Origin of the sequence: Lysinibacillus sp. JK80, assembly GCF_027557635.1 — a bacterium.
Taxonomy (GTDB): domain Bacteria; phylum Bacillota; class Bacilli; order Bacillales_A; family Planococcaceae; genus Lysinibacillus; species Lysinibacillus capsici.
The window spans coordinates 4,494,339-4,520,018 of record NZ_CP058997.1 but is presented as its reverse complement, the minus strand read 5'-3'; the positions used below and the strand labels follow the sequence as shown (position 1 = coordinate 4,520,018).

The following is a 25,680-nucleotide window of genomic DNA, read 5'->3' as shown; positions in this document are numbered from 1 at the left end:
ACACAAAAGCCCTTTATAGTAAACGATGTAGACGGGAAATGAACAAAGGGACGAGCAGCATTAAATGTTAGTCAGTCTGACACTAATACAAGTAGGGAGAGTGATGAAATGCCAATAGTTACTTCATTTAATCCAAATGGTCGCCAAGAAATAAAGCAAGCGATCTCTTATCCAGATTATGCATTATTAAAAGCCAAGCTTCAGCATGTTATGCAGCGTGATCATCATGCTGGCTTAGACGGTAAATATTTAATTCGTAGTACGTACTTCGATAATTTTGCCAATAAAGTGTTAAATGAGAAAAAAGAAGGCTTTATTAATCGAGATAAATATCGAGTACGCATATACGGCAAGTCTAATAATGTTATTAATCTTGAGCGGAAGAGTAAGCGTAACAATGTGACCTTTAAAACAAAATGTTCAATATCTCAAGCTGAGTATGAAAAACTACGTATTGGCGAGATAGCCTGGATGAAGAATGATGACCGAGCGCTAATTCTAGATTTATATCATGAGATGAATTACAACCAGTTGCGACCTACTACGGTAGTGGATTACGAGAGAGAAGCCTATATCTATCCGTTTGGCAATGTGCGTGTGACATTTGATAGTAAGGTGCAATCGAGTCTACGCAACACGGATATGTTTAATAAAAACTTGCCTATGGTCGATGTGCTGGAGCCTAATCTTGTTATTTTAGAGGTAAAGTACGATGAATATCTACCAGACATCATCAAATATTTACTACAGTCAGTGGATACTCGTGCTGAGGCCTATTCAAAATATCAACTTAGTCGTATGTACGGCTAATAATAAAGGAGAATGAACAATGGATACAATTAAATTTAGTGATATTTTTAAATCTAACTTTTTAGAAAAAACAACCTCGTTTTCATTAATCGATTCAATTATTGGTTTAGTAGTAGCGTTTTTTATTGGGCTTTTCATTTATGCTGTTTATAAGAAGACCTTTAATGGAGTCATTTACTCACATTCATTCAATATCTCACTACTTATAATGACAATGGCAACAGCACTAGTGATTATGGGAATCAGTTCAAATGTTCTGCTGTCACTTGGTATGGTTGGTGCTTTATCTATTGTACGTTTCCGTACACCTATTAAGGATCCCATGGATTTAGTCTATATTTTCTGGGCAATTGTTTCAGGTATTTTATGTGGTGCTGGCTTTATTCCTTTAGTGATTATTGGTGCTATTTTAATCGGACTTGTATTGCTAATATTCGTTAATAAAATAACGGTAGAAAATCCGTATTTACTAATTGTAAAGTTTGAAGAGGAATTGGCTAATGCTGAAATTGAGAGAATTATTGCTGCGCAAACAAAAAAATTCGCTCTCAAATCGAAATCCATTATGCAACAGAATGAAATCGAAACAACTTATGAAATTCGTGTAAAACAAAATGATGCAAAATTGATGGATGAACTAACAAAGGTAGCTGGTGTAAAATCAGCCATTATGCTGAGCTATGATGGGAATTTCACAGCGTAATGACCTCATTAACAAATAGAACTACGATGAGAGGTGACGGCTATGATTAAAACACGAATTGTCTATCTATGCATGGTGATTTTACTCCTTCTCTTTGTCGTGATATATGCTGTACTTCCGAATGTAGGCATTGAAACGAAAAATTCTGAGTTCTCCTATGAGAATATAGTATTTAATAAAAATAAAGTAACAACAGTTGATATTGAAATTGCTGAGGAAGATTGGGCTGACATGCTCGAAAATGCTTCTGCTGAAGAATTAAAACAAGCAGATATTACAGTAAACGGCAAGAAAGTTGAGAATGTTGCTATTCGTACAAAGGGCAATCTATCACTACGATCGGTTGTCAATAGTGACTCAGATCGCTATAGCTTAAAAATCGATTTTGATTATTATGATGATACACAAAGCTTGTATGGCTTAAAAAAATTAAATTTAAACAATAATTATAGTGACTCTACATTAATGAGAGAGTATATCTCCTATGAACTGATGGAGCAAATGGGTTTACCAACACCAGCACACTCCTATATGTATGTCACAGTGAATGGTGAGGAGCGGGGTTTGTTCTTAGGGGTAGAAGCTGTGGATGAGACATTCCTGGCTAATAATTACGGCTCTAATGATGGTTTTTTATTTAAGCCAGATGGGACAGGCAGCGATTTAAAATATATTAGCGACGATATCGAAGACTATACAGGTATCGGATTAAAAACAAATGAAGGTACTATTAATCAATCCAAATTAGTTGAAATGCTAGACGCAATTAATAATGGTGGAGACATAGAAAAGTATATCGATGTGGATGAAATGTTACGTTATTTTGCCGTCAACACAGCACTTGTGAATTTAGATAGTTATCAAGGGAATATGAAACATAACTATTATTTATATGAACAGAACGGTGTGTTTTCTATTATTCCTTGGGATTACAACATGTCCTTTGGTGGCTTTGGGGCTGGAGGCGGTAGAATAGCAGGAGGAAACGGTGAAAATCAAGCTGACGTTACTACTAATATGGAAAAACCAGTGGCACAAAACAATGGACAACCCGATCAAACTGGCGATGGGGGTATGCAGCAACAACGAGGTGGCGGCGTTGACATGGGAATGGGCATGTCGGGCAATCTAATAAATGATAGTGCTATTAATTTTAGTGTGACAACACCTGTTTCTGGCACAACATTAGAGGAGCGGCCACTCTTGAAGGCATTGCTTTCGAATGATGAATATCGTGACAAGTATGAAGGTTATTTAGAAGAACTAGCGACAACTTATTTAACAGAAGAGTATGTGCAATCCATTACTAAAAAATTAGCTGTCTTATTAACTACTTATGTGGAGGCGGATCCAACCAAATTCTCTACTACGGAGCAGTTTTTAGAAGCAGTTGAAGGTGAAAATAGCTTGCCGGAATTTGCCAAACAGCGCTCAGAATCTATATTAAAGCAACTGTCTGGGGAGCTTGTTGTGGAAGCATCTACGTCTTCTCAGGGCAATATGGGTATGCCAATACCAAGTGAAAATGGTGAAATGGATTGGATGCCAGATGATTTTGATCCAAGTCAGCTACCAGAGGACTTTGATCCATCAAAGAGCCCACCTTTTAATAGAGAGGGCGAGGGTCCGAGAAATGGACAAAATGGAGAACAAATGCAACCTCCTGATGGAAATGGAGCCCCAATGGGAATGCCTGGTGCGAATAGTGAAGCTGCGAATCACGAGCCTGTTATTGATAAAAATACAATGTTTACAGCCATTACATGCCTGGTGCTACTCCTTCTTGCACTTCTCTTTGTTGTTAAATTTAAACGTAGAGGTCGTTAGAAAATAACCATATCCAATATCTTTGGGTATGGTTTTTGCTTTTTATCGTGTTAAAATAAAGCATTCTTTTCTGAGGAGTCCTTTCATATGAATGAACAGCAATTTGATAAACATTTGCATATAAACACGGTGGGAGAGCAATATGGCTTTCCTAAGCTTGCACACTATCATCGTTATGAACCAACACCCTACAGAGGATTGGAGCAATTATTCGCTGCGTATCAGATGCCTGACAATCCAGTATTTATTGATATGGGGTGCGGGAAAGGGCGAGTTCCTATTTATGTGCACCATAAGTTCCATATACCAACCATTGGGATAGAAATGGATGCAGGGTTTTATACGGAGGCTGAAGAAAATAAACGTAGTTATCTTCAAAAAATGAGAGCACATGCCCCTATTAAGTTTATTCATACAATAGCCGAATCATATGAAATAAAGTCACGTGATAATGTGTTTTTCTTTTTTAATCCTTTTTCAATCCATATTTTTCGCACAGTCATTCACAATATTTGGAAATCCTATGAGCAGCGAATGCGAGATATTCATATAATTTTATATTATCCGCCTTACGATTATTTACAATTTTTACATCATGGAACACCATTTGAGTTGCTTCATGAAGTGCATTTAGAAAATGAAACAAATATTAATGAGCGCCTTTGTGTCTTTGAATTAAAAAAAGCTTAGAGTATGGGGAAACCCACTCTAAGCTTTTTCCTGTTAGCAGTACAGATATAAGCAATTAGTTATTCGTTTTCTTTTGATTATTTTCAGGGAAATAATTGTAATAGAGGAAGAGGTTCTATAAATTAAGCAGACTTTATGTTGAAAAAACAATTTCATCTGATAGTTTTGTACTAGTCTATAGTTTGAATTAAAAGATAATTCATAAATAACTAATTATACTGAAAAATCACTCTAGACTAAATATAAAGAATGTTTTACAATGAAAAAGGCTTATATGAATAATATTTTCTTTTGTTTTTAGATAGTTATAAATAATTATTTTGGCTATTGAGTAAATGAATTTAATTGTTTATAATTATCAGAAATATCTAATATTTGAGAAATTTTCAGGGGGAATTTAATTATGAGAGAGAGCAAAAAGCTTAAGAAGTTCGGTTCACTTTTAGTAGCATCTTCATTACTTGCTGGTGTTCTTGCTGGTTGCGGTAACGGAGACGATTCAAGTTCTGGCGGAGGCTCATCATCAGGCGGAGGTTCATCTGATGGCGATACAATTAAAATCGGTGCCAACTTAGAGCTTTCAGGGAATGTAGCATCTTATGGTTCCTCTATTGGGCTAGGTGCAGAACTGGCTGTAAAAGAAATTAATGATGCTGGCGGTATTGATGGTAAGAAAATTGAACTGATTAAAGTAGATAATAAATCAGAGAACTCTGAAGCAACTTCAGCTGCTATTAAACTAGCAACGCAGGATAAAGTAGTAGCAATGTTAGCACCTGCAACTTCAGGTAATACAGTAGCTACTGTTCAAATTGCAAATGATAATAAAATTCCTATTGTTACGGGTTCTGGTACAGCGCCGAATATCACGGTAAATGAGGATGGCAGTGTTAATGAATATGCTTTCCGTACATGCTTTATTGACCCATTCCAGGGGATTGTAGCAGCTAATTTTGCTTCAGGTGAGCTAGATGCGAAAAATGTAGCTATTTTTGCAGATAATGCATCAGACTATGCAAAAGGTTTAGCAAAATCCTTTAAAGAAACGATTACGAAGAGTGGCGGAAAAGTTGTAAAAGAAGAAGCTTATGTAGCGAAGGATACAGATTTCCGTACACAATTAACAAATATTAAAGCGGCAAATCCTGACTTTATCTTTATCCCTGGATATTATGAAGAAGTAGGTTTGATTGTTAAACAAGCACGCGAAATGGGCATTGATGTACCTCTGATGGGTGCTGATGGTTGGGATTCTCCAACTTTAATTGAATTAGCTGGCGCGGATGCATTGAATAACACATTCATCACAAACCACTATTCTGCTGAAGACCCAGATCAAAAAATTCAAGATTTCGTAAAGGCATTTAAAGCGGCAAATGGTGACAAAGCGCCTGACGCATTCAACGCACTTGGTTATGACACAATTTACTACATTGCTGATGCAATTAAACGTGCAGGCTCTACAGATGGGGAAGCAATTAAAAATGAATTAGCTGCAACAAAAGATCTTTCTTTAGTAACAGGTACTTTCTCAGTTGACGAAAATCATAACCCAATTAAAACAGCAACAGTTCTTGAATTTAAAGACGGTAAACAAGTGTTCAACTCTAAAGTTAATCCTTAATGTTTTGTAAGCAAGGGGGAGGCGGGTAAACACGCCTTCCTTTTTTGTGTGTTAGATAACTAGAATCGTAGAGCAAAACATAACTTTTAGTATCGATCTATGTACTTATTTTTCAATTTTCAGAAAATTTAAAGGAGTGAATGCGCATGGAATGGATACAGCAACTTGTGAACGGTATTTCACTTGGAAGTATCTACGCGTTAATAGCGTTAGGGTATACGATGGTATACGGTATTATCAAGCTGATTAACTTTGCTCATGGTGATGTCTTCATGATTGGGTCATTTATTGGCTTTTACGCTATTGCTAAATGGGAGCTTGGTTTCTTCCCAGCATTATTATTGGCGATGTTAGTTTGTGCAATTTTTGGTGTATTAATTGAACGTATTGCCTATAAACGTTTACGAAATGCGACACGTATCGCAGCTTTAATTACAGCGATAGGTGTATCGCTATTAATTGAATATACAACAATTTTCTTCAGAGGTGCACAACCAGCAGCATATCCTGAAGTTTTCAAAAATAAATCATTAGATATTTTTGGCGTTCAAATCAGCAGTACTTCCATCTTAATTTTATCAGTCGCAGTTGTACTGATGATTCTTTTACAATTCATCGTACATAAAACAAAAATCGGTAAAGCGATGCGTGCCGTTTCCCACGATGCAGATGCAGCTCGCTTAATGGGTATTAACGTTGACAATACAATCTCTGCAACGTTTGCGATTGGTTCAGCTTTAGCTGGTGCAGCAGGTGTTATCTTTGGGGTTTATTATACAAAAATTGACCCGTTAATGGGGGTTATTCCTGGGGTTAAAGCATTTATCGCAGCTGTTCTTGGTGGTATTGGTATCATCCCTGGCGCTATGGTTGGTGGTATGTTACTAGGTGTTGTAGAGTCCTTAGTAAGTGCACTTGGCTTCTCGTTATGGCGTGATGCAGCGGCATTCGTTATTTTAATTTTAATCTTAATCTTCAGACCATCGGGTATCTTTGGTAAAAACGCCCGTGAGAAAGTGTAGGTGAGCGGTTTTATGAAAAAGTCTAAAGTTTTCTGGGGCTATGCCGTAATAGCGCTAGTCATCTATGCAGTTGTACAATTGTTGATTACAACAGAAGTAATTGATTTGTACTATAAAAATATGTTGATCACAATGTGTATTAACATCATGTTGGCTGTCAGCTTGCATATTGTTATTGGTGTTACTGGACAGTTTTCAATTGGGCATGCTGGGTTCCTTGCAGTTGGAGCATATGTATCCGCTATTATTACAACAAAGTTAATGTTACCATTCCCATTGGCCATCTTATTAGGGGCTGCTGCAGCAGCAGTTGCTGGTTTAATCGTAGGGATTCCAACGCTTCGTTTAAAAGGGGATTACTTAGCGATTGCTACACTTGGATTTGCAGAGATCATTCGTATTATCTTTTTAAATACGGATTATGTTGGTGGCGCAGCAGGGATGCAGGTTAAATATTTATCGAACTGGACATACGCATTCTTTGGCGTAGTGTTAACGATTCTAGTTATCTCAAACTTTACAAATTCTCGTCATGGGCGTGCGTGTATTTCCATTCGAGAAGATGAAATAGCAGCAGATGCGATGGGTATTAACACAACTTACTATAAAGTTGTTGCATTTGCGATTGGGTCTTTCTTCGCAGGTCTAGCAGGAGCCATTTTTGCACATAACTTTTACATTATTCAACCGACAACATTCGGTTTCTTAAAATCATTTGATATTTTAATTTACGTTGTACTTGGTGGTTTAGGAAGTCTTTCTGGTTCAGTGATTGCTGCGATTTTCCTAACAGTCGTGTCTACTTATCTAGCAAACTTCCCAGAAACGCGTATGATTATTTACAGTTTAGTATTAATTATCGTGATGCTTTATCGTCCAACAGGCTTAATGGGAACGAAAGAGATAACACAATTATTTAAGTTTGGTAAAAAGGGAGGTACGAAATAATGACTGGAAACCTTCTTATCAATGTTGAAAATATGGGTATTCAATTCGGTGGTTTAAAGGCAGTACAGGGTGTTAATATGTACCTTAACCAAGGCGAGTTGGTAGGACTTATTGGGCCAAACGGAGCTGGAAAAACAACTAGCTTTAATATGTTAACAGGGGTATATACACCTACGGAAGGTACAATTACTTTTAATGGTCTGAAATTGAATGGACTTGCACCCTATCAGGTTACACAGAAAGGGATCAGCCGTACGTTCCAAAATATTCGATTATTTAAAGAGCTATCTGTTCTTGACAATGTAAAGGTAGCCAATCATTCACTTGCAAAGCATTCTATGTGGGCTTCTATTTTTCGTTTACCTACGCATTTCAAAGGTGAGGCCGAAATGGAGCAACAGTCCATTGAGTTCTTAAAAATCTTTGGCTTAGATGTCTATAAAGATGAGCTAGCTAAGAATTTGCCATACGGGATGCAACGTCGTTTAGAGATTGCTCGTGCGTTAGCAGCAAATCCCAAACTGCTTCTATTGGATGAACCAGCAGCAGGGATGAACCCACAAGAAACTCACGATTTAATGGAGCTAATTGCATTTATTCGTAAAGAGTTCGGCTTAACAATATTGCTGATTGAGCATGATATGAGCTTAGTTATGGGTATTTGTGAGCGCATTTACGTACTTGATCACGGACAATTAATCGCTGACGGGACACCAGAAGAAATTCGCAACAATCCAAAGGTAATAGAAGCATACCTTGGAGAGGAGGTTATCGGCTAATGCTAAAAGTACAAAATATCGATGTTTTTTATGGCAACATCCAAGCATTAAAGGGCCTCTCTTTAGAAGTAAACGAGGGTGAAATTGTAACGTTAATCGGTGCAAATGGTGCTGGAAAAAGTACGCTCTTAAAGACATTGTCAGGTTTATTAAAGCCAAAAGGTGGCATTATTGAATATGAAGGCTTTTCGATAGCTGGGAAAGCGGCACAGACTATTGTTAAATCAGGGATTTCTCACGTTCCAGAAGGACGCCGTGTTTTTGCCAATATGTCAGTTGAGGAAAACTTAGAGCTTGGTGCGTATCTGCGTAATGATAAAGCAGGTATTAAGAAAGATATGGATCATGTTTTCGAGTTATTTCCACGATTATTAGAGCGCCGAAAACAGCAGTCAGGTACATTATCTGGTGGGGAACAGCAGATGCTGGCGATGGGGCGCGCCTTAATGGCAAAACCAAAACTGTTATTAATGGATGAACCTTCGATGGGTCTTGCACCGTTGATGGTGAAAAATATCTTCAATATTATTGAACAGGTTAATAAAGAAGGAACAACCGTATTACTTGTAGAGCAAAATGCTAATATGGCATTATCTGTCGCTAACCGTGCATATGTACTTGAAACAGGGCGTATTGTTTTATCTGGTTCAGCAAAAGAGCTACAAGAGAGCGAGCAAGTAAAGGCAGCTTATTTAGGCGGATTATAAAAATGGTAGGACATCTCATGTTGAGATGTCCTTTTTGGCTTGTATGTTGAAAGAAAATCAGAGGTAGCATTTCCACTTTACTTTTTGGTAAGGTTGAAAAAAGGAGTGATGCTTTTTGAAGTATTCAGCACAATATTTTATTGAACATTTAAAGTTAGCCGAACATCCTGAAGGGGGCTATTACATTTCATCGTTCCGTGCATCGGACGATATAGCAGTGAGAGATGTACAGAGACCGATTTATACTAGTATATATTTCCTTCTGCGCTCACAGGATATTTCACATTTACATCGTCTACAATCGGACGAGCTATGGTATTATCACGCTGGAAGCCCACTAACAGTTCATATGATTTTCCCAGATGGGACATATGAAGCGAAGAAGCTTGGCTTGAATATAGAAGCGGGGGAAGTCCCTCAGCTTGCAGTACCAAAGCATACAATTTTCGGCTCGTCGGTGGAGGAATCTGAGACGTTTAGTTTAGTCGGATGTATGGTGGCGCCAGGCTTTGACTTTGAGGACTTTGAATTGTTCACACAGGAAGAGCTTTTAGTAGATTATCCTCAGCACAAGGAAGTTATTTATAAAATGGCCTACAAAACAATTGAATAGAAAAACAGCCGTCTCAATTATTTTGAGACGGCATGATTCGTTCACCACAGTATTTCTTCAGGATAATTAAGTTGAATTTGAATATCATGTAATGCTTGTTTCGTTGCCATAGCTGCTTCCATCAGGTGGGATTTTAATGCTACATATTCATGGTCCTCTACCATTAATCGCACAGCAAATGCAGCTAAATGTGCCTGACGTTCCTCTTTACTTAATTCAATATACTCTAGATTTAAAACATCAACGTATTGTGTTGCAAAACGGAAAGTTAAGGGGTTTTTAGCATGTAACATTCTTAAAAACACAACATAATCTTCGTCACTTACCTCCTGCTCTAAACATTCAGCAATAGCCGCTTGAAATTTACGAATAATAGCTATCTCATGATTCCATATAGAAGCATTGTTTAATTTTTGGTGCAGTTCAATAAAATCATTTAATGCGATTGCACTAAAGATAATTTCTGGCCAAAGAATTTCTGTTGAAAAATAGACATTCTTATTTGGAAAGATGAGTTCATGTTGTGTTAGAACACTCTTATTAAGTCCATTACTAACAAACTCTAGGTGATGCTCACCAAGCATAGCATGTCTTAGTTTATAGCAAACGCTTAAAATACGTAGTCGAGGACCCTGATAATCATAGTATTTATTTTCGTCACCAGTTACTTTATAAATAGCATTAATTAGTTCATCTAAATCCCAATAATCCGCGCTAATTCGTACCCCTGTTAGTTGTTCTGTGCTTTGAATGGATATCATAGTCCTCGTCCCTCCCTTTGGATGTATCTATTTTGGTGTGTAATTGAGTAGTTTGAATAGTTCTGTTCGTTCCTTCTCCGTTAAATCACGCCATTGCCCTACCTTTAAATTACCAAGCTTAATATTCATAATACGAATGCGTTGTAGACGCTTAACGGAATACCCTAGTGCTGAGCACATTCGACGAATTTGGCGGTTTAAGCCTTGCTCTAAAATGATTTTAAATACTTTATCTGAAATCTTTTCCACATGGCATGGTAAGGTTGTTGTATCTAAAATATCGACACCTGCACCCATTTTTTGGATGAATTGCGCAGTTATAGGCTTATCAACTTGAACAATGTATTCTTTTTCATGGTGATTTTCAGCACGTAGAATTTTATTGACGATATCACCATCATTCGTTAATAGTAATAGCCCCTCTGATTCCTTATCAAGACGCCCGATATGAAAAATACGTAGAGGATGATTGACAAAATCAACAACATTGCCTTTTATATGACGCTCTGTCGTACTTGTAATGCCGACAGGTTTATTTAGAGCAATGTAAACAAGCTGTTGTTCTTTCTTTACCTCTTTTCCATCCACGCAAACAATGTCTCCTGTTTCAACTTGACTACCAACCGTTGCCAGTTCCCCGTTAATTGTTACCTTTCCTTCTGCTATCCATTTATCAGCACCACGACGAGATATGATGCCTGTTTCACTTAAATATTTATTAATACGCATATTGTTCTCCTATATTTTATATTATTTTTAAGTATACCTTAACGTCGCACATACAGTGAATGCTAGAAGCTTTTCTAGCAAAAATAAATTAGTTGGAAAAGTTTTTGAAAAAGTTGAAATTATTTTATGTTTCTGACAATATATTAGGTGAGAGGGTTTCTATGAAAATATTGTTATTCCGATATAAAATAACGTTTTTTGTAGATAGTTCTCATTAAATTGTGTAAAGGGGAGAAGTAAAATGGTTTATGCATTTCCAAACACTGAAGGATCGGTAGTTCAATTCAAAGAGAAATATGATAATTATATCGGTGGCGAATGGACACCCCCAGTGAAGGGTCAATACTTTGATAACGTTACTCCTGTTACTGGACAAGTTTTTACACAAATAGCACGTTCCACAGCTGAGGATATTGAACATGCATTAGATGCGGCACATGCTGCTAAGGATGCATGGGGTAAAACATCACCAACAGAACGCGCAAACATTTTACTTAAAATTGCGGACCGTATCGAGCAAAATTTAGAAAAGCTAGCCGTTGCAGAAACATGGGATAACGGTAAAGCGGTACGCGAAACATTAAATGCAGACATCCCTCTTGCAATTGATCATTTTCGTTATTTTGCTGGGGTATTACGTGCTCAAGAGGGCTCAGTAAGCCAAATAGATAACGATACAGTTGCTTATCATTTCCACGAGCCAATTGGCGTAGTTGGCCAAATTATACCTTGGAACTTCCCGTTATTAATGGCTGTATGGAAGCTTGCGCCAGCACTTGCAGCTGGAAACTGTGTCGTATTAAAACCTGCAGAACAAACACCAGCATCTATTATGGTGCTTTTAGAATTAATAGAAGATTTACTACCACCAGGTGTCATTAATGTTGTAAATGGATTTGGCTTAGAAGCAGGGAAACCGCTTGCATCAAATCCACGCATTGGTAAGATTGCCTTTACAGGTGAGACAACAACAGGGCGTTTAATTATGCAATACGCTTCTCAAAATCTTATTCCAGTAACATTAGAACTGGGTGGTAAGTCGCCAAACATTTTCTTTGAAGATATTATGGATAAAGATGATGCCTTTTTAGATAAAGCTGTTGAAGGCTTTGTGCTATTCGCTCTAAATCAAGGGGAAGTATGTACTTGTCCTTCCCGTGCACTGATTCAGGAATCAATTTACGATAAATTTATGGAGCGCGTATTACAGCGAGTAGAAGCCATTAAAGTTGGCAACCCACTTGATCCAAACACAATGATGGGTGCACAGGCATCTAGTGAACAAATGGAAAAAATTCTTTCTTATTTAGATATTGGTAAGCAAGAAGGTGCAGAATGTCTAATTGGAGGAGACAAAAATAATGTAGGTGAAGGCTTCGAAAATGGCTACTACATTAAACCAACTGTTTTCAAAGGACATAATAAAATGCGTATATTCCAAGAAGAAATTTTTGGACCAGTAGTTGCTGTCACGACATTTAAAACGAAAGAGGAAGCATTGGAAATTGCGAATGATACATTATATGGTTTAGGATCAGGTGTTTGGACGAGAGATATAAATACGGCATATCGCTTCGGTCGTGAAATTCAAGCTGGTCGTGTTTGGACAAACTGTTACCACGCATATCCTGCACATGCTGCATTCGGTGGCTACAAAATGTCGGGTGTTGGTCGTGAAAATCATAAAATGATGTTAGCGCATTACCAACAAACGAAAAACTTATTAGTTAGCTATAGCGAAAACAAACTTGGTTTCTTCTAATTCGTAGGGAGGTGCATGAGCGTGGTTGAACGTGTATTAGCTACGGAAGAAGCGCTAGCACTAATCGATCTATTAAAAGAGAAACATGGACTCGTTATGTTTCATCAATCAGGCGGATGCTGTGATGGCTCCTCACCAATGTGTTATCCAGAAGGGGATTTGCTAATAGGAGATCAGGATGTGTGCCTTGGTGTAGTGGGTGGTGCCCCTTTCTATATGCACAAAAATCAATATGATTACTGGAAGCATACACAAATCATATTGGATGTGGTGGACGGCAGAGGCGGCATGTTTTCACTCGAGGGCGTAGAAGGAAAACGTTTCCTAACAAGGTCAAGAGCCTTCAACTCTGAAGAACTGCAAGAGCTAGGGTTAATTTAACAAGTTATCTGTACAGCGGCAAAGTTTTTCTGCCGCTGTTTTTTTATCTGGAAGTAGAAAAGTTATTGTATGGAAAGGGAGGCTTTAGGACACATGACTCTTTTCTTATAGGAATGATGAATATTGATTTTGGTCGTTCAAGTGTTTTGATATTAATTTTTATGGAAAAGAGTATGTAAAGCGATATTATTGGATGAATTTTTTAGGAAAAGGAATAGATTTAATCGATCCTTTAAGGTCATGGTAAATAATAGTTTCTTTGTGGTTTTTGCTAACATCGGCCATACCTCCTTCATAGGTTGTTAATATTTTCTATTAAATCAAATAAAGTAAGTAACATACATTAAATTATGTTTACTTTTTATGTTAATTGTTACAAAGAGGGTGAATCTTTCTCACATTATGTTACGTAAAACGGGTAAAGGAGTGTGATAAATATGGATTATGTGATGATTGAAAATGAATTTGCCAATACAGTAGAGGAGGTATCAAAGGCTGCAGGCTGGACGGTGGACCGTAAAATTGTGTTAGCTATTGCTAGTACATTTGTAGCCTCAGGAAAAACTTTTGATGCAACGAAGTATAAAAATGTTTTACAAGAGATGAAGAAGCAATCTTCATGGCTGTCTCCTTTACGGACAACCGTTGGATATAGTATTGCTGCCAACCTCATGGAGCAAGATGATGCAGAAAAGGCAGTGAAGAATTTACTTACAAATGTGAGCATCTTAAAGGAAGCGAAATTCAGAAGCGGCAATTTTAGCTATATTGGAGCACAATTCTTGACGGAGGATGAACAGGATAAAAAGACGCATGCACAGGTGGCAAGAGCCTTATTTGATGCTATACGTAAACATCATCCATTTTTAACCTCATATGAGGACATTCCTTATGCCATATTATTAAGCAGTCCATCTGATGATGTTGAATTGCGCGCGGATACCATGAATCGATACTATAAAGAACTAAGAACATATAATTTTAATGCTGGCAATGAGCTCCAATGGCTTTCACAGGTATTAACATTTTTATCACCCAAATTTGATGGTCAGCTAGTACCCGATGTTGTAACCCTTCGTGATGGGCTCAAAAAGCAAAACGTTAAAGTCAAGGCTATGCATTATCCTTTACTTGGCTTTTTAGCCATACTTAACCTGGATAAAGCACAACTTCAAGGGTTGATTGATTTATACCATGAATTAAAAGACATGAAGTTATTAAAATGGCATCGTGAATTTGTGCTCTTTATGGCTGTACAATTTGCTATTTATGATATGGCAAAGGTACAAAAGTCTTTGTCCATGACCATTATGTCTTCTATTGAGCTATTAATCCAAGCACAGCAAGCAGCAATGATTGCAGCGGTTAGTGCAGCTGCCATTGCGTCTAGTTCAAGTTCTTCGTGATAGAATAAAGAAGAACATGATTATTTGGAGGTGCATTTGAAGGATGAAGGATACAAAACTTTGGATTAATGGTCAGTGGCATGATGCAGAGGAAAGCTATGAGCTAGCTTCTCCATATAGCGGTGAGGTTATTGCTCATGTAGCTAAAGCATCTATTCAAGATGTAGAGAAAGCTATCGAAGGTGCGCAGCAGGCATTCCAATCGTTTAAAAAGACAACAGCCTACGAACGTGCCGAAATATTATATAAAGTCGTTGATATAATGCGACAAAGAAAAGAAGAACTTGCAGAGATTTTAGCCTTAGAGGCTGGAAAACCTATTGTTGCAGGTTTAGCTGAAATTGACCGTACAATCGCAACCTATCAATTTGCAGCTGAAGGAGCTAAACAGGCAAAAGGTGAGACGGTTCCAATGGATGCAGCCCCTGGAGCAGGAGATCGAATAGGCTGGACAAAAAGAGAACCTTTAGGTGTAATATCAGCCATTACGCCATTTAATTTTCCGTTCAATTTAGTGGCACACAAGTTAGGCCCAGCGTTTGCAGTGGGCAATACAGTTGTATTAAAGCCAGCAACACAAACGCCACTAAGTGCTATCGTTATGGCAGAAATTTTCCGAGATGCAGGATTACCCGATGGGGCATTACAAATTGTGACAGGAAGTGGGGGTGAGCTTAGTGATACGCTTGTCACACATCCATATGTCAAAAAAGTAACCTTTACAGGTAGTGGTAAGGTTGGTTTGAAGATTAAAGAAAAAGTAGGCTTACGTAAAGTAACTTTAGAGCTGGGTTCTAATGCTGCAGTAATTGTCGAACCATCTACGCCAATAAATAAAATTATCAGTCGTTGTGTAAGCGGTGCTTTTAACTTTGCTGGACAAGTATGCATTTCGTTACAACGTATATATGTGCATTCCTCCATTATTGATGAATTTACTAAAGCATTTGTTGCAGAAACAGAAAAGCTTATAGTAGGAGATCCATTAGAGAAGACAACAGATGTTAGTGCCATGATAAATCCAAATGAAGTGGAACGTATTAGGGAATGGATTGAGGAGGCACAAGAACAGGGGGCTATGATTGCAACTGGAGGCGTATTTACTGAACGTACTTTAACGCCAACAGTTATGACGAATGTGTCAGCTGATATGAAAATTGTTTGTCAGGAAACATTCGCACCAATCGTCTCAATTGTTTCATATGAAACATTAGACGACGCAATTCGACTTGTAAATGAGTCGGACCTTGGCCTAAATGCAGGTATTTACACGAATATATTGTCAGATGCTTTATATGCAGCAGATGAATTACAGGCTGGTGCTGTCATTATTAATGATATTCCGACATTCCGAGTAGATAACATGCCATATGGTGGAGTAAAGATGAGTGGTTATGGACGTGAAGGAATTAAGTGGGCTATAGAAGAAATGACTGATATGAAATTTATTTCGATTAAAAAATCGTTCTAAATTTGCATCAGCTCTTTTTCTGCGATACGATGACGAAAGAACAACATGAGAAGGGAAGTTGCAAGAATTATGCCAAACAACGCTGTACCCATGAGCCAATCACGTACGGTTCAATCGCGTCTCGTATTACCCCCAGACACAAATAATCACAATTCTATTTTCGGTGGAAGAGTGTTAGCTTATATTGATGAAATTGCTGCTATTACAGCAATGAAACATGCGAAAGGCCTTGTAGTGACAGCTTCTATTGACTCGGTTGATTTTTTATCCGCTGCACATGTAGGAGATATTCTTGAAATCGAGAGTATTGTTTCGTCTACAGGACGTTCTTCAATGGAGGTTTATGTTCGCGTTGTTTCTCGCAATATTGAGACTGGCGAGGAAAAATTAACGACAGAATCATTTGTCACAATGGTTGCAGTAAATGAGGAAGGGAAACCCGTACCAGTTCCCTCAATCTATCCTGAAACAGATGAAGAGAAGCGTTTATTTGAAACTGGGCCAGCAAGACGAGAGCACCGTAAACAAAAACGTGCATTGCCGCATTAAGGAAAAAGGGAACTCCAAATGAGTTCCCTTTTTTATTTTACATATTTAGTTCATTGACAACATTAATGAGCGAGTCGGAAGAAGAAGAGACTAGTGTAGCACCTTGCGATAATTCAGTGATTAAATTAGATATAGCTGAAATATCTCTCGATGTATTTACGTATTGCTGCTGAATGCCAGAAACTGCATCAGCAATATCATTAAATGACTTGGATAAACTTTCTTGTGTATTGACACTATGTTGAATTTTTTGATCAACATTAGTAACTGAATTAGCCATAGTCGTAATATTACTTTCTGTTTCCTTAATAAGGTGAGAAACATTTTGGACGGCATTTTTTGTTTCCTCCGCAAGTTTACGAACTTCCTCAGCCACTACTGCAAAACCTTTCCCATGTTCTCCAGCTCGTGCAGCCTCAATAGAAGCATTTAATGCTAATAAATTGGTTTGATCAGCAATGCCTGTAACTAGCCCAACGATTTCAGAAATTTTTTGAGAAGAGGTACGTAGTTGGTTCATCGTTACCTCAAGACCATTGACACTTTGCAAAATAACTTGGATTAAATCATTTTGTTCTTTCAATTGCTGTTGGCCTCGTCTTGATTTTTCTTGTGTATCTGCTACGAAGTTCAATCCTTGCTTGGTTGCTACAGCAATATCATCTGTTTGTGAGGAAATCACTAATAATGATGCGGCTGTTTCTTCACTAATGGCATTAAGCTCTTCTGCAGTACTTTGGATCGTCGTTACAAGGGAATTTTTTGTTGCATCTGCTGCTGAGCGAATACGTTCTTCCTCTTTTTCATATGCCTCAATCACGAGTTGTTGCTCAAAATTAATGATTTTACAAAAAGCGTTTATAGCACGAATAGCATCTGTTTTAGAAATATCCACCTCGTTCACAAAGTTTGCAAAAGTAGTAGTGAGTGACTGGAATGAGGCAATATACCACTTTGACTGCAAGCCAATTCGAACGTGAGCCTCAGCAATGGCTTTTCGTTCAGCAATGTAGGCATCATTAATATGACTTTCAAAAATGTCACTTAAATGTTTATGTAACGTGATTTTCAAACGATCAATATGTGATGTTCTATTAATAATATCAAGTAAATCTTGGCTCAAACTAATGGCTGCATAAAATTTCTCCACCATTTCAGGAATTAGGTCTTTAGCTAAAGGCTGTAGCTGCTTAATGATAGCTAAATCCTCAAGTGTTAAATTTAAAAGTTGTAATTGTTTTTGAAGATTGGGGTGGTTCAATACATCTAACTGTACACCGCTCTTAAAATTTTCAGGTGTTAATGTAATTGCGTAGCTAGAACTACTATTTTTTGAAAACCAACTCATTATTATTTGCTCCATTCTTAATATCCATAATAAATTGTAAGTAAATAAGCACTTTTGAAATTTGTTAGGTTTGTATATTTAATAAATAAATGGGATTAAATCTATTTTACTATTATTTGCTGAATATTTGGTTAAAAAATTGGATATTTCTTTATTTTTTTACTTTATTGTTAGTCCAAATGGTGAAGCGATGTAAATTTGAATTTAAAATAGGAAACCTGTAAAATACGAACTGTTTAGCAATCTAAAAATCGTACGAAAATAAAAAATGGAAGGAGGGGTGGTATGGAGAAAAAACGTTTTAAATTTGTTATTCCTGTCATGGTGATTGTTGCCATTGGTTCTGTTTATATGCTACGAAACTACCATGCTGAGGTACCAGATGTTGAGCAATTATTAATTACCATATGTGCAGCTTTGGGATCAGGGGTATTAGCCTACTTTTTATTTCCACAGCAGGGTGATAATAAGATTGATGACAGAGGACCGTATTAATAGATTAAAAAAACTGCTCGTTTTCATTAAAACGAGCAGTCTTTTTATGGTTTAAACAGTTTAAACCAGCCTTTATGTTTAAAGACAGCCAACATAAAGATAACGATAATTATCATAATCCCAAGTACAATAAAATAGCTGTATTGCCCATGTAGCTCAGGCATGTTATCGAAATTCATCCCATACACACCAGCAATGAAGGTAAGTGGTATAAAGATAGTTGATACAATTGTTAAAGTCATCATAATGCCATTCATTCTGCTAGAACTCATAGCCATATAACTATCCCGCATGTCTGCTGTAAGCTCTCGATTAGATTCAACCATCTCTGTTAGCTTAAGTAGATGGTCGTAGATATCTCCAAAATAAGCTCTCTCCGATTTTTTTAGTGAGAAACGGTAAGAATTGAGAATGCGATATAAAAGATCACGCATTGGTAAAATAGTACGTCTTAAGTCAAGCAAGTCACTACGGAACTCGAAGACAATTTTCATGGCATTTACATTACTTTGGTATGTAAGTTCACCTTCTAAAGCATTTAGATGATCTTCAATTTTGTAAACGAGTGGAAAATAACTGTCAACAATTTTATCGATAGTTTGATACGTTAGGTATACAGTACCTCGCTCCCAATTCTTCGGTTGGTTTTCCAGCATCTTTTGCACCTTCTCTATCTCAGGGACAGGATTTTTATGGAAGGTTATGATGAATTTATTGGAGGCAAAAATATTAACCTCCTCCGCAGCTAACGTCTCTTCGTTTACCCGATGAATGACAAAGAAATGAAAATCATCATAAAAATCGAGCTTAGGACGCTGCAACCTCATTAAGCAATCTTCAATAGCGAGAGGGTGAAAGTGGAAAAATGTATCCAACAATGATTCCTCCTCGGCTGTAGGACAATTAAAATCAACCCAATACCATTCAAATTCTTGCTGATGTATCTCTTCTAATGGAAAATCCTTTAACAATTGTTGTTGCTTTGTAATGCCAATGGTGCTTATCACGGTTTTCACCTCAAATTATTTACTACAAAATAGTTAGCGCTCCTCTTTAAAGCATACCCAACCACCGAACAAAGTAGTGGCAAAAAATCTAGAAGGTTTAGTAAAACCCGCACTTTGTAAAAGTATTAAAATTTCTTCTTCACTCATAAAAGAAAGGGAACGAATGGATTTTTCCATCTCTGCTACATCGGATAAAGAAAGTCTAGTATGCTGTAGCCAATAAGAACGCCATAAATCAAATTGTAGTTCTGTTTCTAAAGAGCCTAGCTGACCATATTTTGAAACAAGGACAAATGGTGCTCCAGGTTTCAAATGTCTTGCTATTTCTGTTATTGTTTCGAGCTTTTCTTTATAATCATGAATAAAATGCAAGACGAGAACACAACTTGCCGCGTCATACTGAGTAGAGGGCAGCGAAGCATCAAGTATTGTAGCCTGATGGAATGACATATCATTAGGAAGAGTGAGTAAACGCTCTTTAGCTATAGTAAGCATGGATTCTGATGGATCAATGCCAGTGAATGACCAGTGAGGTCTTCCTTCTGCAAGCTGTATAATTTCATTGCCACTTCCTGCTCCCACGACTAGCATGTTAGCATTTTCTGATAGCCTAGAATGATAAAAAGTTTGTATTAAACGTAGCATGGCATCATAACTAGGCAATGTACGGCGAATACCCTTTTCATATTCATTTGCTAATGTGTTGTTAAATTCCAACGCTCCTCACAGCCTTTCAAAAAAATTTTAAAAAATCTTTCTTAATGTGAAACTATTGCGGGTATAGTTCCGTAAATAGTAGTACATAAAACATAGAATAAAGTTCAAAGAAAGGGTTGATATATATGGAGACTAAATGGTCTAAAGTAATCATACACGCAAGTGCATTTTTTGCGCCATGGTTAGTGCCCATTATTTTCTTTTTAATTAGTTCGGATGAGGAAGTAAAGGCAATTTCTATTCAAGCACTGCTATTCCAAATTGTCATGGGTGTTTTAATTGCTATCTCTGTTGGTTTAAGCTTTGTCCTTATTGGCTTACCATTTTTAATCATTTTCGGCATTATGGTATTTGTGGTACCGATCATCGGTATCGTAAAAGCATTGTCTGATGAACCTTGGCGTTATCCAATTGTTGGTCGCTGGGTATAATTTTCATAGACGCAAGTATATGCTAGTTGCATATGCTTGCGTTTTTTCTATGACGAATAAGGGTACATTAGGTGTATAAGGAAATTATTAAACCGTAAACAAATGATCGAAAAAGGGCTCTTTTCGGCTCTTAAAAAGCCTTTTTCAAGACTTTCCACTTTTCTATGGGCGAAATCATTGCAATTTTTTTCAAGCGTTTTGTATAATATACTCAAAGAAAGTCAAAGATAGTCAAAGTCAGTGAAGCAAGCGAGGTGTATTCCTAAAATGCGTAATATATCAGACATCATAGAGGGTTACTTAAAGCAAGTACTTGAATTAGGTGGAGAAGGGCATATTGAAATTAAACGTAGTGAAATCGCTGATAAATTTCAATGTGTACCATCACAAATAAATTATGTTATTAATACAAGATTTACTGCCGAGCGGGGTTACCTTGTTGAGAGCAAACGTGGTGGTGGTGGATACATTCGAATTTTACGTGTCCGCGCGAATTCACAGATTGATTTAATCGACGATGTTCTCAGGCAAATTGAAGGTGGGGCATCACAAACAATGGCAGAAGATTTGGTTTATCGACTCATTGATGAGCAGGTAATTTCCAAGCGAGAAGCGAAATTAATGTTAGCAGCAATTGATCGCTCCACGATCGACTTGCATCTCCCATTAAGAGATGTCATTCGATCAAAAATATTGCGAGCAATGCTGACAACAATAAAATATGAACAACAAAAATAGTGAGGTGATGGAAATGATATGCGAACATTGTAAACAACGTAATGCGACAGTTACAGTAACACAAGTTCAAAGTGGGCAAAAAGTAGAGCATCATTATTGTGACGTCTGCGCCTCACAATTCCATCCATTTCATGCAGAGTTTAAACAAGAGCCAGTATCTATTCAACAGTTATTGTCTAACTGGTTTGGCTCTCCTACATGGCAAAAGGTGGGGGAAAAACAACAGGTACAACCACAACAGCAAACATGCCCACAATGTGGATTTTCGTATAAGCAATTTTTAAAAGAAGGAAAATTCGGGTGCCCAAGCTGTTATGACACATTTGGAGATCATTTGCCAAAGCTTTTTAATCGTATTCAGGCAGGTCCACAACACATTGGAAAAATGCCTGGTGCTCGCAGTAATGTGTATGTTATTAAAAAGCAAATAGAAGATATCCGCAAGCGTATGAAATCCGCCGTAGATGAGGAACAGTTTGAAGAAGCGGCGAAGCTACGTGATGAAGTTAAAGAGCTAGAGAAGCATCTACAATTTGAAGGTGGTGATGTGACATGATGATTGAATCATTTTTAGAGCGTGCGACACCAACTTGGATGCATATCAAAGATGATTACTCAGATATCGTCATTAGTACACGGATCCGCCTTGCACGAAATTTAGATGGCTATCGTTTTCCATTAGCGTTTTCAGAAAATGAGGCACTGCAAGTGGAACAGGCCGTTACACATGCTGTCAGCGATAGCCCAACTCTTCAAAATGATTATGCTTATTTTGCTATAAAGGATTTAACCCCTTTACAGCGTCAAATTCTTGTAGAAAAGCATTTGATTAGCCCGCAACTGGCTAAAAAAGAGCAAGTGGGCTCTATACTACTCTCTGAAGACGAATCCGTTAGCATTATGGTGAATGAAGAGGATCATTTACGCATTCAATGTATGACAGCAAGTTTTCAACTTCAAAGTGCTTATGAACAAGCAAATAAGATTGATCGTATCCTAGAGAAAGTATTACCGTATGCTTTTCGAGATACTTTTGGTTATTTAACAAGCTGTCCAACGAATATTGGTACGGGTCTACGAGCATCCGTCATGATGCATTTACCCGCTCTTACATTAACTGGGCAAATGAATCAAATTATAAATGCCATGACACGCTTAGGAATGACTGTAAGAGGTATATATGGTGAAGGAAGCGAAAATTTAGGGAATGTTTATCAAGTGTCTAACCAAATTACACTTGGGAAGACAGAGGAAGATATTTTAGCAGATATACAAAGTGTCGCTGAAAAGATTATTCAAAAAGAGCGGCATGCAAGAGGTAAATTAATGGAAAAGGCAGAGCTTGCGCTAGAAGATCGCGTATATCGAGCTTTAGGTACCCTTACACATGCAAGAATTTTAACAAGTGAGGAAGCTGCTACTTGCCTATCTAATGTTCGTTTAGGAGTAGATTTACAATTGATTGATGGTATACAAACAACGACCTTAAATGAATGTGTTGTTAGTATGCAACCAGGTTTTTTACAGCACTATGCAGGTGAGGCATTACCACCTGCTGAGCGGGATCGTGTACGAGCGGAGATGCTTCGTGAGACATTATCTCAAGAACATGCGAATAAGCCTATAAATGGGGAAAAAGGAGAGGATTTATATGATGTTTAATCGTTTTACACAACGCGCGCAAAAAGTATTACAGCTTGCTCAGGAAGAGGCTATTCGTTGGAAGCACGAATCTATCGGTACAGAGCATATTCTATTAGGGCTTATACGTGAAGGCGGCGGTATTGCTGCGAAAGCGTTAGAAGCCATTGATATTAGTCCTCAAATGATTGAAGCTGGCATTGAAGAATTAGTTGGTAAGGGCAAAGAAGATGTCGGTCCAATCGTACATTATACACCAAGAGCTAAAAAAGTAATTGAATTATCTGTTGATGAGTCACGTAAACTAGGTCACTCCTATATCGGTACAGAGCATCTATTATTGGCGCTTATACGTGAGGGTGAGGGCGTGGCAGCTCGCGTTTTAAACAATGCGGGAGTCGGTTTAAATAAAGCTCGCCAGCAAGTATTATTGCTATTAGGTAATAATGATAATGCACAATCTGGCCAACAAGCAGCTCAAGCTGCCAATACACCAACATTAGATAGTCTAGCACGTGATTTAACACAAATTGCACGTGAAGGTACTTTAGACCCTGTTATTGGCCGAAGCAAGGAAATTACACGAGTTATTGAAGTTTTATCGCGTCGTACGAAAAATAACCCTGTATTGATTGGTGAGCCAGGTGTTGGTAAAACAGCGATTGCTGAAGGATTGGCACAGCAAATTATTAATAACGAAGTGCCAGAAATCCTTCGTGACAAACGTGTAATGACACTAGATATGGGGACAGTTGTTGCAGGTACAAAATATCGTGGAGAATTTGAAGATCGTTTGAAAAAAGTGATGGATGAAATTCGCCAAGCAGGCAACATCATTTTATTTATTGACGAATTGCATACATTAATTGGTGCGGGTGGTGCTGAAGGTGCGATTGATGCATCAAATATCTTAAAACCATCTTTAGCACGTGGAGAGCTTCAATGTATTGGTGCCACAACACTTGATGAGTACCGCAAGTACATTGAAAAGGATGCGGCCTTAGAGCGTCGTTTCCAACCAATCCAAGTGGATGAGCCGACAGTGGAAGAGGCTATTCTAATTATTCAAGGCTTACGCGATCGTTATGAAGCGCATCACCGTGTGAAAATTACAGATGAAGCCATTGAAGCAGCGGCAAAAATGAGTGATAGATATATTTCTGACCGATTCTTACCAGATAAAGCGATTGACTTAATCGATGAAGCAGGTTCTAAAGTACGCTTACGCTCATTCGCAGTACCACCAAACTTAAAGGCGCTTGAGGATAAGCTTGAAAATGTTCGTTCTGAAAAAAATGCAGCCGTATCAGGTCAAGAATTTGAAAAGGCAGCAGCGCTAAGAGATACAGAGCAAAAGCTGAAGGATGAAATTGAAGCTACTCGAAAAAATTGGAAAGAAGAGCAAGGTAAAGCCGAATCTAAAGTGACTGTGGATGATGTAGCAGCAGTTGTATCAATGTGGACAGGAATCCCAGTAGCTAAAATTGCTTCTGAAGAATCTTCGAAGTTATTACAGCTTGAAGAAGAGTTACACAAACGTGTAGTAGGGCAAGGAGAAGCAGTAGAAGCGATTTCTCGTGCAATACGTCGTGCAAGAGCAGGCTTAAAAGATCCAAAACGACCAATTGGCTCATTTATCTTCTTAGGACCTACAGGCGTTGGTAAAACAGAGCTTGCAAGAGCACTTGCTGAGGTAATGTTTGGCGATGAGGATGCGATGATTCGTGTTGACATGTCCGAGTACATGGAGAAACATTCGACTTCTCGTTTAGTAGGTTCACCTCCGGGTTATGTAGGCTTCGATGATGGTGGTCAACTGACAGAGAAAGTTCGCCGTAAGCCATATTCAGTCGTTTTATTAGATGAAATTGAAAAGGCACACCCTGATGTATTCAATATTCTATTGCAAGTGCTTGAAGATGGTCGTTTAACAGACTCTAAGGGACGTGTAGTAGACTTCCGCAATACAGTGGTCATTATGACTTCAAACGTTGGTGCGGATGCATTAAAATACCAAAAGAACCTTGGTTTCAATGTAGGTGGTGCAGAGTCTAAGCATAAAGACATGAAGGGTACGATGTTAGAAGAATTGAAAAAAGCATTCCGTCCAGAATTCTTAAACCGTATCGATGAAATGATTGTCTTCCACGCATTAGAAAAAGAGCACTTAAAAGAAATCATTGCGATGATGGGCAATGCTTTAACAAAACGCTTGCAAGAGCAAGACATTTCGTTAGAGCTGACTGATGCAGCACTTGAAAAAATTGCTGAAGAAGGCTATGACCCTCAATATGGTGCTCGTCCACTACGTCGTGCATTACAAAAACAAGTAGAGGATCGATTATCAGAAGAATTACTAAAGGGTAATGTAGAAAAGGGTAATCAGGTTGTCATTGATTACGTAAACGATGAGTTTGTTGTAAAGAAAAAAGAGGGAGTTTCCATCTCTAAATAATTTCAAGAAAAGACAGTAAGGCTTTAAGTGCCAAGCTGTCTTTTTTTCTGTACAATTAAGGATAAG

26 protein-coding genes and 1 pseudogene are annotated in these 25,680 nt (G+C 37.8%); 21 read left to right on the top strand and 6 right to left on the bottom strand.

Annotation, left to right across the window (positions count from 1 at the left end; genetic code table 11):
• The first annotated feature begins 108 nt into the window (after positions 1 to 108).
• The 10 genes from HXV90_RS22750 (at position 109) to HXV90_RS22705 (ending at position 9,723) form a co-directional block, all read left to right on the top strand.
• The gene (locus tag HXV90_RS22750; RefSeq protein WP_048395505.1) at positions 109 to 810 is read left to right on the top strand and encodes a polyphosphate polymerase domain-containing protein; all 702 of its coding nucleotides are present in this window, start codon (positions 109 to 111) and stop codon (positions 808 to 810) included.
• A 19-nt stretch (positions 811 to 829) separates the two neighbouring features.
• Entirely contained in the window at positions 830 to 1,513 is a 684-nt protein-coding gene (locus HXV90_RS22745; RefSeq protein WP_004233537.1) for a DUF4956 domain-containing protein, read from the top strand.
• 42 nt (positions 1,514 to 1,555) lie between these two features.
• On the top strand, positions 1,556 to 3,340 hold the full coding sequence (locus tag HXV90_RS22740; protein WP_054548945.1) for a CotH kinase family protein: 1,785 nt from the start codon (positions 1,556 to 1,558) through the stop codon (positions 3,338 to 3,340).
• A gap of 87 nt (positions 3,341 to 3,427) precedes the next feature.
• The gene (locus tag HXV90_RS22735; RefSeq protein WP_054548946.1) at positions 3,428 to 4,030 is read left to right on the top strand and encodes a hypothetical protein; all 603 of its coding nucleotides are present in this window, start codon (positions 3,428 to 3,430) and stop codon (positions 4,028 to 4,030) included.
• Between the two features lie 403 nt (positions 4,031 to 4,433).
• Entirely contained in the window at positions 4,434 to 5,654 is a 1,221-nt protein-coding gene (locus HXV90_RS22730) for an ABC transporter substrate-binding protein (protein WP_016992165.1), read from the top strand.
• Positions 5,655 to 5,800: 146 nt separating this feature from the next.
• Complete coding sequence (locus HXV90_RS22725; protein ID WP_016992164.1) at positions 5,801 to 6,676, top strand: branched-chain amino acid ABC transporter permease; 876 nt, start codon at positions 5,801 to 5,803, stop codon at positions 6,674 to 6,676.
• A gap of 12 nt (positions 6,677 to 6,688) precedes the next feature.
• Positions 6,689 to 7,624: a branched-chain amino acid ABC transporter permease gene (locus tag HXV90_RS22720; RefSeq protein WP_048395511.1), complete on the top strand. Its 936-nt coding sequence runs from the start codon at positions 6,689 to 6,691 to the stop codon at positions 7,622 to 7,624.
• Complete coding sequence (locus tag HXV90_RS22715) at positions 7,624 to 8,403, top strand: ABC transporter ATP-binding protein (protein WP_048395513.1); 780 nt, start codon at positions 7,624 to 7,626, stop codon at positions 8,401 to 8,403. The genes HXV90_RS22720 and HXV90_RS22715 overlap by 1 nt, the downstream gene beginning before the upstream one ends.
• Positions 8,403 to 9,110, top strand: coding sequence for an ABC transporter ATP-binding protein (locus HXV90_RS22710; RefSeq protein WP_048395515.1), 708 nt, complete (start codon positions 8,403 to 8,405; stop codon positions 9,108 to 9,110). The genes HXV90_RS22715 and HXV90_RS22710 overlap by 1 nt, the downstream gene beginning before the upstream one ends.
• A 115-nt stretch (positions 9,111 to 9,225) precedes the next feature.
• Positions 9,226 to 9,723, top strand: a complete 498-nt coding sequence (locus HXV90_RS22705) for a cupin domain-containing protein (RefSeq protein ID WP_054548948.1) — start codon at positions 9,226 to 9,228, stop codon at positions 9,721 to 9,723.
• Between the two features lie 41 nt (positions 9,724 to 9,764).
• Here the strand turns inward: HXV90_RS22705 and HXV90_RS22700 are convergent, their stop codons facing one another.
• Together HXV90_RS22700 and rluF are read right to left on the bottom strand one after the other, a co-directional pair.
• On the bottom strand, positions 9,765 to 10,484 hold the full coding sequence (locus tag HXV90_RS22700) for a DUF6904 family protein (RefSeq protein ID WP_054548949.1): 720 nt from the start codon (positions 10,482 to 10,484) through the stop codon (positions 9,765 to 9,767).
• A 27-nt stretch (positions 10,485 to 10,511) separates the two neighbouring features.
• Positions 10,512 to 11,213 (bottom strand): 23S rRNA pseudouridine(2604) synthase RluF, encoded by a 702-nt coding sequence (gene rluF / locus HXV90_RS22695; protein WP_048395521.1) that lies wholly within the window; start codon positions 11,211 to 11,213, stop codon positions 10,512 to 10,514.
• Positions 11,214 to 11,454: 241 nt separating this feature from the next.
• Between rluF and adh the strand changes: the two genes are divergently transcribed.
• The 5 genes from adh to HXV90_RS22670 all read left to right on the top strand — a co-directional run bounded on the left by adh (position 11,455) and on the right by HXV90_RS22670 (position 16,782).
• Positions 11,455 to 12,975: an aldehyde dehydrogenase gene (gene adh / locus HXV90_RS22690; protein ID WP_004233561.1), complete on the top strand. Its 1,521-nt coding sequence runs from the start codon at positions 11,455 to 11,457 to the stop codon at positions 12,973 to 12,975.
• A 21-nt stretch (positions 12,976 to 12,996) separates the two neighbouring features.
• Entirely contained in the window at positions 12,997 to 13,356 is a 360-nt protein-coding gene (locus tag HXV90_RS22685; protein WP_269898038.1) for a DUF779 domain-containing protein, read from the top strand.
• Between the two features lie 437 nt (positions 13,357 to 13,793).
• Entirely contained in the window at positions 13,794 to 14,762 is a 969-nt protein-coding gene (locus tag HXV90_RS22680) for a DUF4003 family protein (RefSeq protein ID WP_048395523.1), read from the top strand.
• 43 nt (positions 14,763 to 14,805) lie between these two features.
• Complete coding sequence (locus HXV90_RS22675; protein ID WP_112116893.1) at positions 14,806 to 16,233, top strand: aldehyde dehydrogenase family protein; 1,428 nt, start codon at positions 14,806 to 14,808, stop codon at positions 16,231 to 16,233.
• Positions 16,234 to 16,302: 69 nt separating this feature from the next.
• On the top strand, positions 16,303 to 16,782 hold the full coding sequence (locus HXV90_RS22670) for an acyl-CoA thioesterase (protein ID WP_004233566.1): 480 nt from the start codon (positions 16,303 to 16,305) through the stop codon (positions 16,780 to 16,782).
• A gap of 37 nt (positions 16,783 to 16,819) precedes the next feature.
• Here the strand turns inward: HXV90_RS22670 and HXV90_RS23580 are convergent, their stop codons facing one another.
• Together HXV90_RS23580 and HXV90_RS23575 are read right to left on the bottom strand one after the other, a co-directional pair.
• Positions 16,820 to 17,464: a methyl-accepting chemotaxis protein gene (locus HXV90_RS23580; RefSeq protein ID WP_233436352.1), complete on the bottom strand. Its 645-nt coding sequence runs from the start codon at positions 17,462 to 17,464 to the stop codon at positions 16,820 to 16,822.
• 168 nt (positions 17,465 to 17,632) lie between these two features.
• Positions 17,633 to 18,130, bottom strand: a pseudogene (locus HXV90_RS23575) (protoglobin family protein); the annotation flags it as partial.
• A gap of 285 nt (positions 18,131 to 18,415) precedes the next feature.
• On the opposite strand from HXV90_RS23575, the gene HXV90_RS22660 reads away from it, so the two are divergent.
• Positions 18,416 to 18,625, top strand: a complete 210-nt coding sequence (locus tag HXV90_RS22660; protein ID WP_048395528.1) for a hypothetical protein — start codon at positions 18,416 to 18,418, stop codon at positions 18,623 to 18,625.
• Between the two features lie 44 nt (positions 18,626 to 18,669).
• On the opposite strand, the gene corA is transcribed toward HXV90_RS22660, so the two are convergent.
• Positions 18,670 to 19,632 (bottom strand): magnesium/cobalt transporter CorA, encoded by a 963-nt coding sequence (corA, locus tag HXV90_RS22655; RefSeq protein ID WP_048395530.1) that lies wholly within the window; start codon positions 19,630 to 19,632, stop codon positions 18,670 to 18,672.
• A 33-nt stretch (positions 19,633 to 19,665) separates the two neighbouring features.
• Positions 19,666 to 20,349, bottom strand: coding sequence for a class I SAM-dependent methyltransferase (locus tag HXV90_RS22650; RefSeq protein ID WP_054548954.1), 684 nt, complete (start codon positions 20,347 to 20,349; stop codon positions 19,666 to 19,668).
• A 125-nt stretch (positions 20,350 to 20,474) separates the two neighbouring features.
• On the opposite strand from HXV90_RS22650, the gene HXV90_RS22645 reads away from it, so the two are divergent.
• The 5 genes from HXV90_RS22645 (at position 20,475) to HXV90_RS22625 (ending at position 25,614) form a co-directional block, all read left to right on the top strand.
• Positions 20,475 to 20,780, top strand: coding sequence for a DUF4870 domain-containing protein (locus HXV90_RS22645; RefSeq protein WP_048395538.1), 306 nt, complete (start codon positions 20,475 to 20,477; stop codon positions 20,778 to 20,780).
• 267 nt (positions 20,781 to 21,047) lie between these two features.
• Positions 21,048 to 21,518, top strand: coding sequence for a CtsR family transcriptional regulator (locus tag HXV90_RS22640; RefSeq protein WP_004233573.1), 471 nt, complete (start codon positions 21,048 to 21,050; stop codon positions 21,516 to 21,518).
• Between the two features lie 13 nt (positions 21,519 to 21,531).
• Entirely contained in the window at positions 21,532 to 22,074 is a 543-nt protein-coding gene (locus HXV90_RS22635; RefSeq protein WP_004233574.1) for a UvrB/UvrC motif-containing protein, read from the top strand.
• Positions 22,071 to 23,180: a protein-arginine kinase McsB gene (locus HXV90_RS22630; protein WP_048395539.1), complete on the top strand. Its 1,110-nt coding sequence runs from the start codon at positions 22,071 to 22,073 to the stop codon at positions 23,178 to 23,180. Before HXV90_RS22635 ends, HXV90_RS22630 begins: the two co-directional genes overlap by 4 nt.
• The gene (locus tag HXV90_RS22625; RefSeq protein ID WP_048395540.1) at positions 23,170 to 25,614 is read left to right on the top strand and encodes an ATP-dependent Clp protease ATP-binding subunit; all 2,445 of its coding nucleotides are present in this window, start codon (positions 23,170 to 23,172) and stop codon (positions 25,612 to 25,614) included. Before HXV90_RS22630 ends, HXV90_RS22625 begins: the two co-directional genes overlap by 11 nt.
• The last annotated feature ends 66 nt before the right edge of the window (positions 25,615 to 25,680 follow it).

Bases quoted from the DNA above. Each gene is read 5' to 3' on its own strand.
- HXV90_RS22750 (WP_048395505.1), top strand. From the start codon at position 109: ATGCCAATAGTTACTTCATTTAATCCAAATGGTCGCCAAGAAATAAAG.
- HXV90_RS22745 (WP_004233537.1), top strand. From the start codon at position 830: ATGGATACAATTAAATTTAGTGATATTTTTAAATCTAACTTTTTAGAA.
- HXV90_RS22740 (WP_054548945.1), top strand. From the start codon at position 1,556: ATGATTAAAACACGAATTGTCTATCTATGCATGGTGATTTTACTCCTT.
- HXV90_RS22735 (WP_054548946.1), top strand. From the start codon at position 3,428: ATGAATGAACAGCAATTTGATAAACATTTGCATATAAACACGGTGGGA.
- HXV90_RS22730 (WP_016992165.1), top strand. From the start codon at position 4,434: ATGAGAGAGAGCAAAAAGCTTAAGAAGTTCGGTTCACTTTTAGTAGCA.
- HXV90_RS22725 (WP_016992164.1), top strand. From the start codon at position 5,801: ATGGAATGGATACAGCAACTTGTGAACGGTATTTCACTTGGAAGTATC.
- HXV90_RS22720 (WP_048395511.1), top strand. From the start codon at position 6,689: ATGAAAAAGTCTAAAGTTTTCTGGGGCTATGCCGTAATAGCGCTAGTC.
- HXV90_RS22715 (WP_048395513.1), top strand. From the start codon at position 7,624: ATGACTGGAAACCTTCTTATCAATGTTGAAAATATGGGTATTCAATTC.
- HXV90_RS22710 (WP_048395515.1), top strand. From the start codon at position 8,403: ATGCTAAAAGTACAAAATATCGATGTTTTTTATGGCAACATCCAAGCA.
- HXV90_RS22700 (WP_054548949.1), bottom strand. From the start codon at position 10,484: ATGATATCCATTCAAAGCACAGAACAACTAACAGGGGTACGAATTAGC.
- rluF (WP_048395521.1), bottom strand. From the start codon at position 11,213: ATGCGTATTAATAAATATTTAAGTGAAACAGGCATCATATCTCGTCGT.
- adh (WP_004233561.1), top strand. From the start codon at position 11,455: ATGGTTTATGCATTTCCAAACACTGAAGGATCGGTAGTTCAATTCAAA.
- HXV90_RS22680 (WP_048395523.1), top strand. From the start codon at position 13,794: ATGGATTATGTGATGATTGAAAATGAATTTGCCAATACAGTAGAGGAG.
- HXV90_RS22675 (WP_112116893.1), top strand. From the start codon at position 14,806: ATGAAGGATACAAAACTTTGGATTAATGGTCAGTGGCATGATGCAGAG.
- HXV90_RS22670 (WP_004233566.1), top strand. From the start codon at position 16,303: ATGCCAAACAACGCTGTACCCATGAGCCAATCACGTACGGTTCAATCG.
- HXV90_RS22660 (WP_048395528.1), top strand. From the start codon at position 18,416: ATGGAGAAAAAACGTTTTAAATTTGTTATTCCTGTCATGGTGATTGTT.
- HXV90_RS22645 (WP_048395538.1), top strand. From the start codon at position 20,475: ATGGAGACTAAATGGTCTAAAGTAATCATACACGCAAGTGCATTTTTT.
- HXV90_RS22640 (WP_004233573.1), top strand. From the start codon at position 21,048: ATGCGTAATATATCAGACATCATAGAGGGTTACTTAAAGCAAGTACTT.
- HXV90_RS22635 (WP_004233574.1), top strand. From the start codon at position 21,532: ATGATATGCGAACATTGTAAACAACGTAATGCGACAGTTACAGTAACA.
- HXV90_RS22630 (WP_048395539.1), top strand. From the start codon at position 22,071: ATGATGATTGAATCATTTTTAGAGCGTGCGACACCAACTTGGATGCAT.
- HXV90_RS22625 (WP_048395540.1), top strand. From the start codon at position 23,170: ATGATGTTTAATCGTTTTACACAACGCGCGCAAAAAGTATTACAGCTT.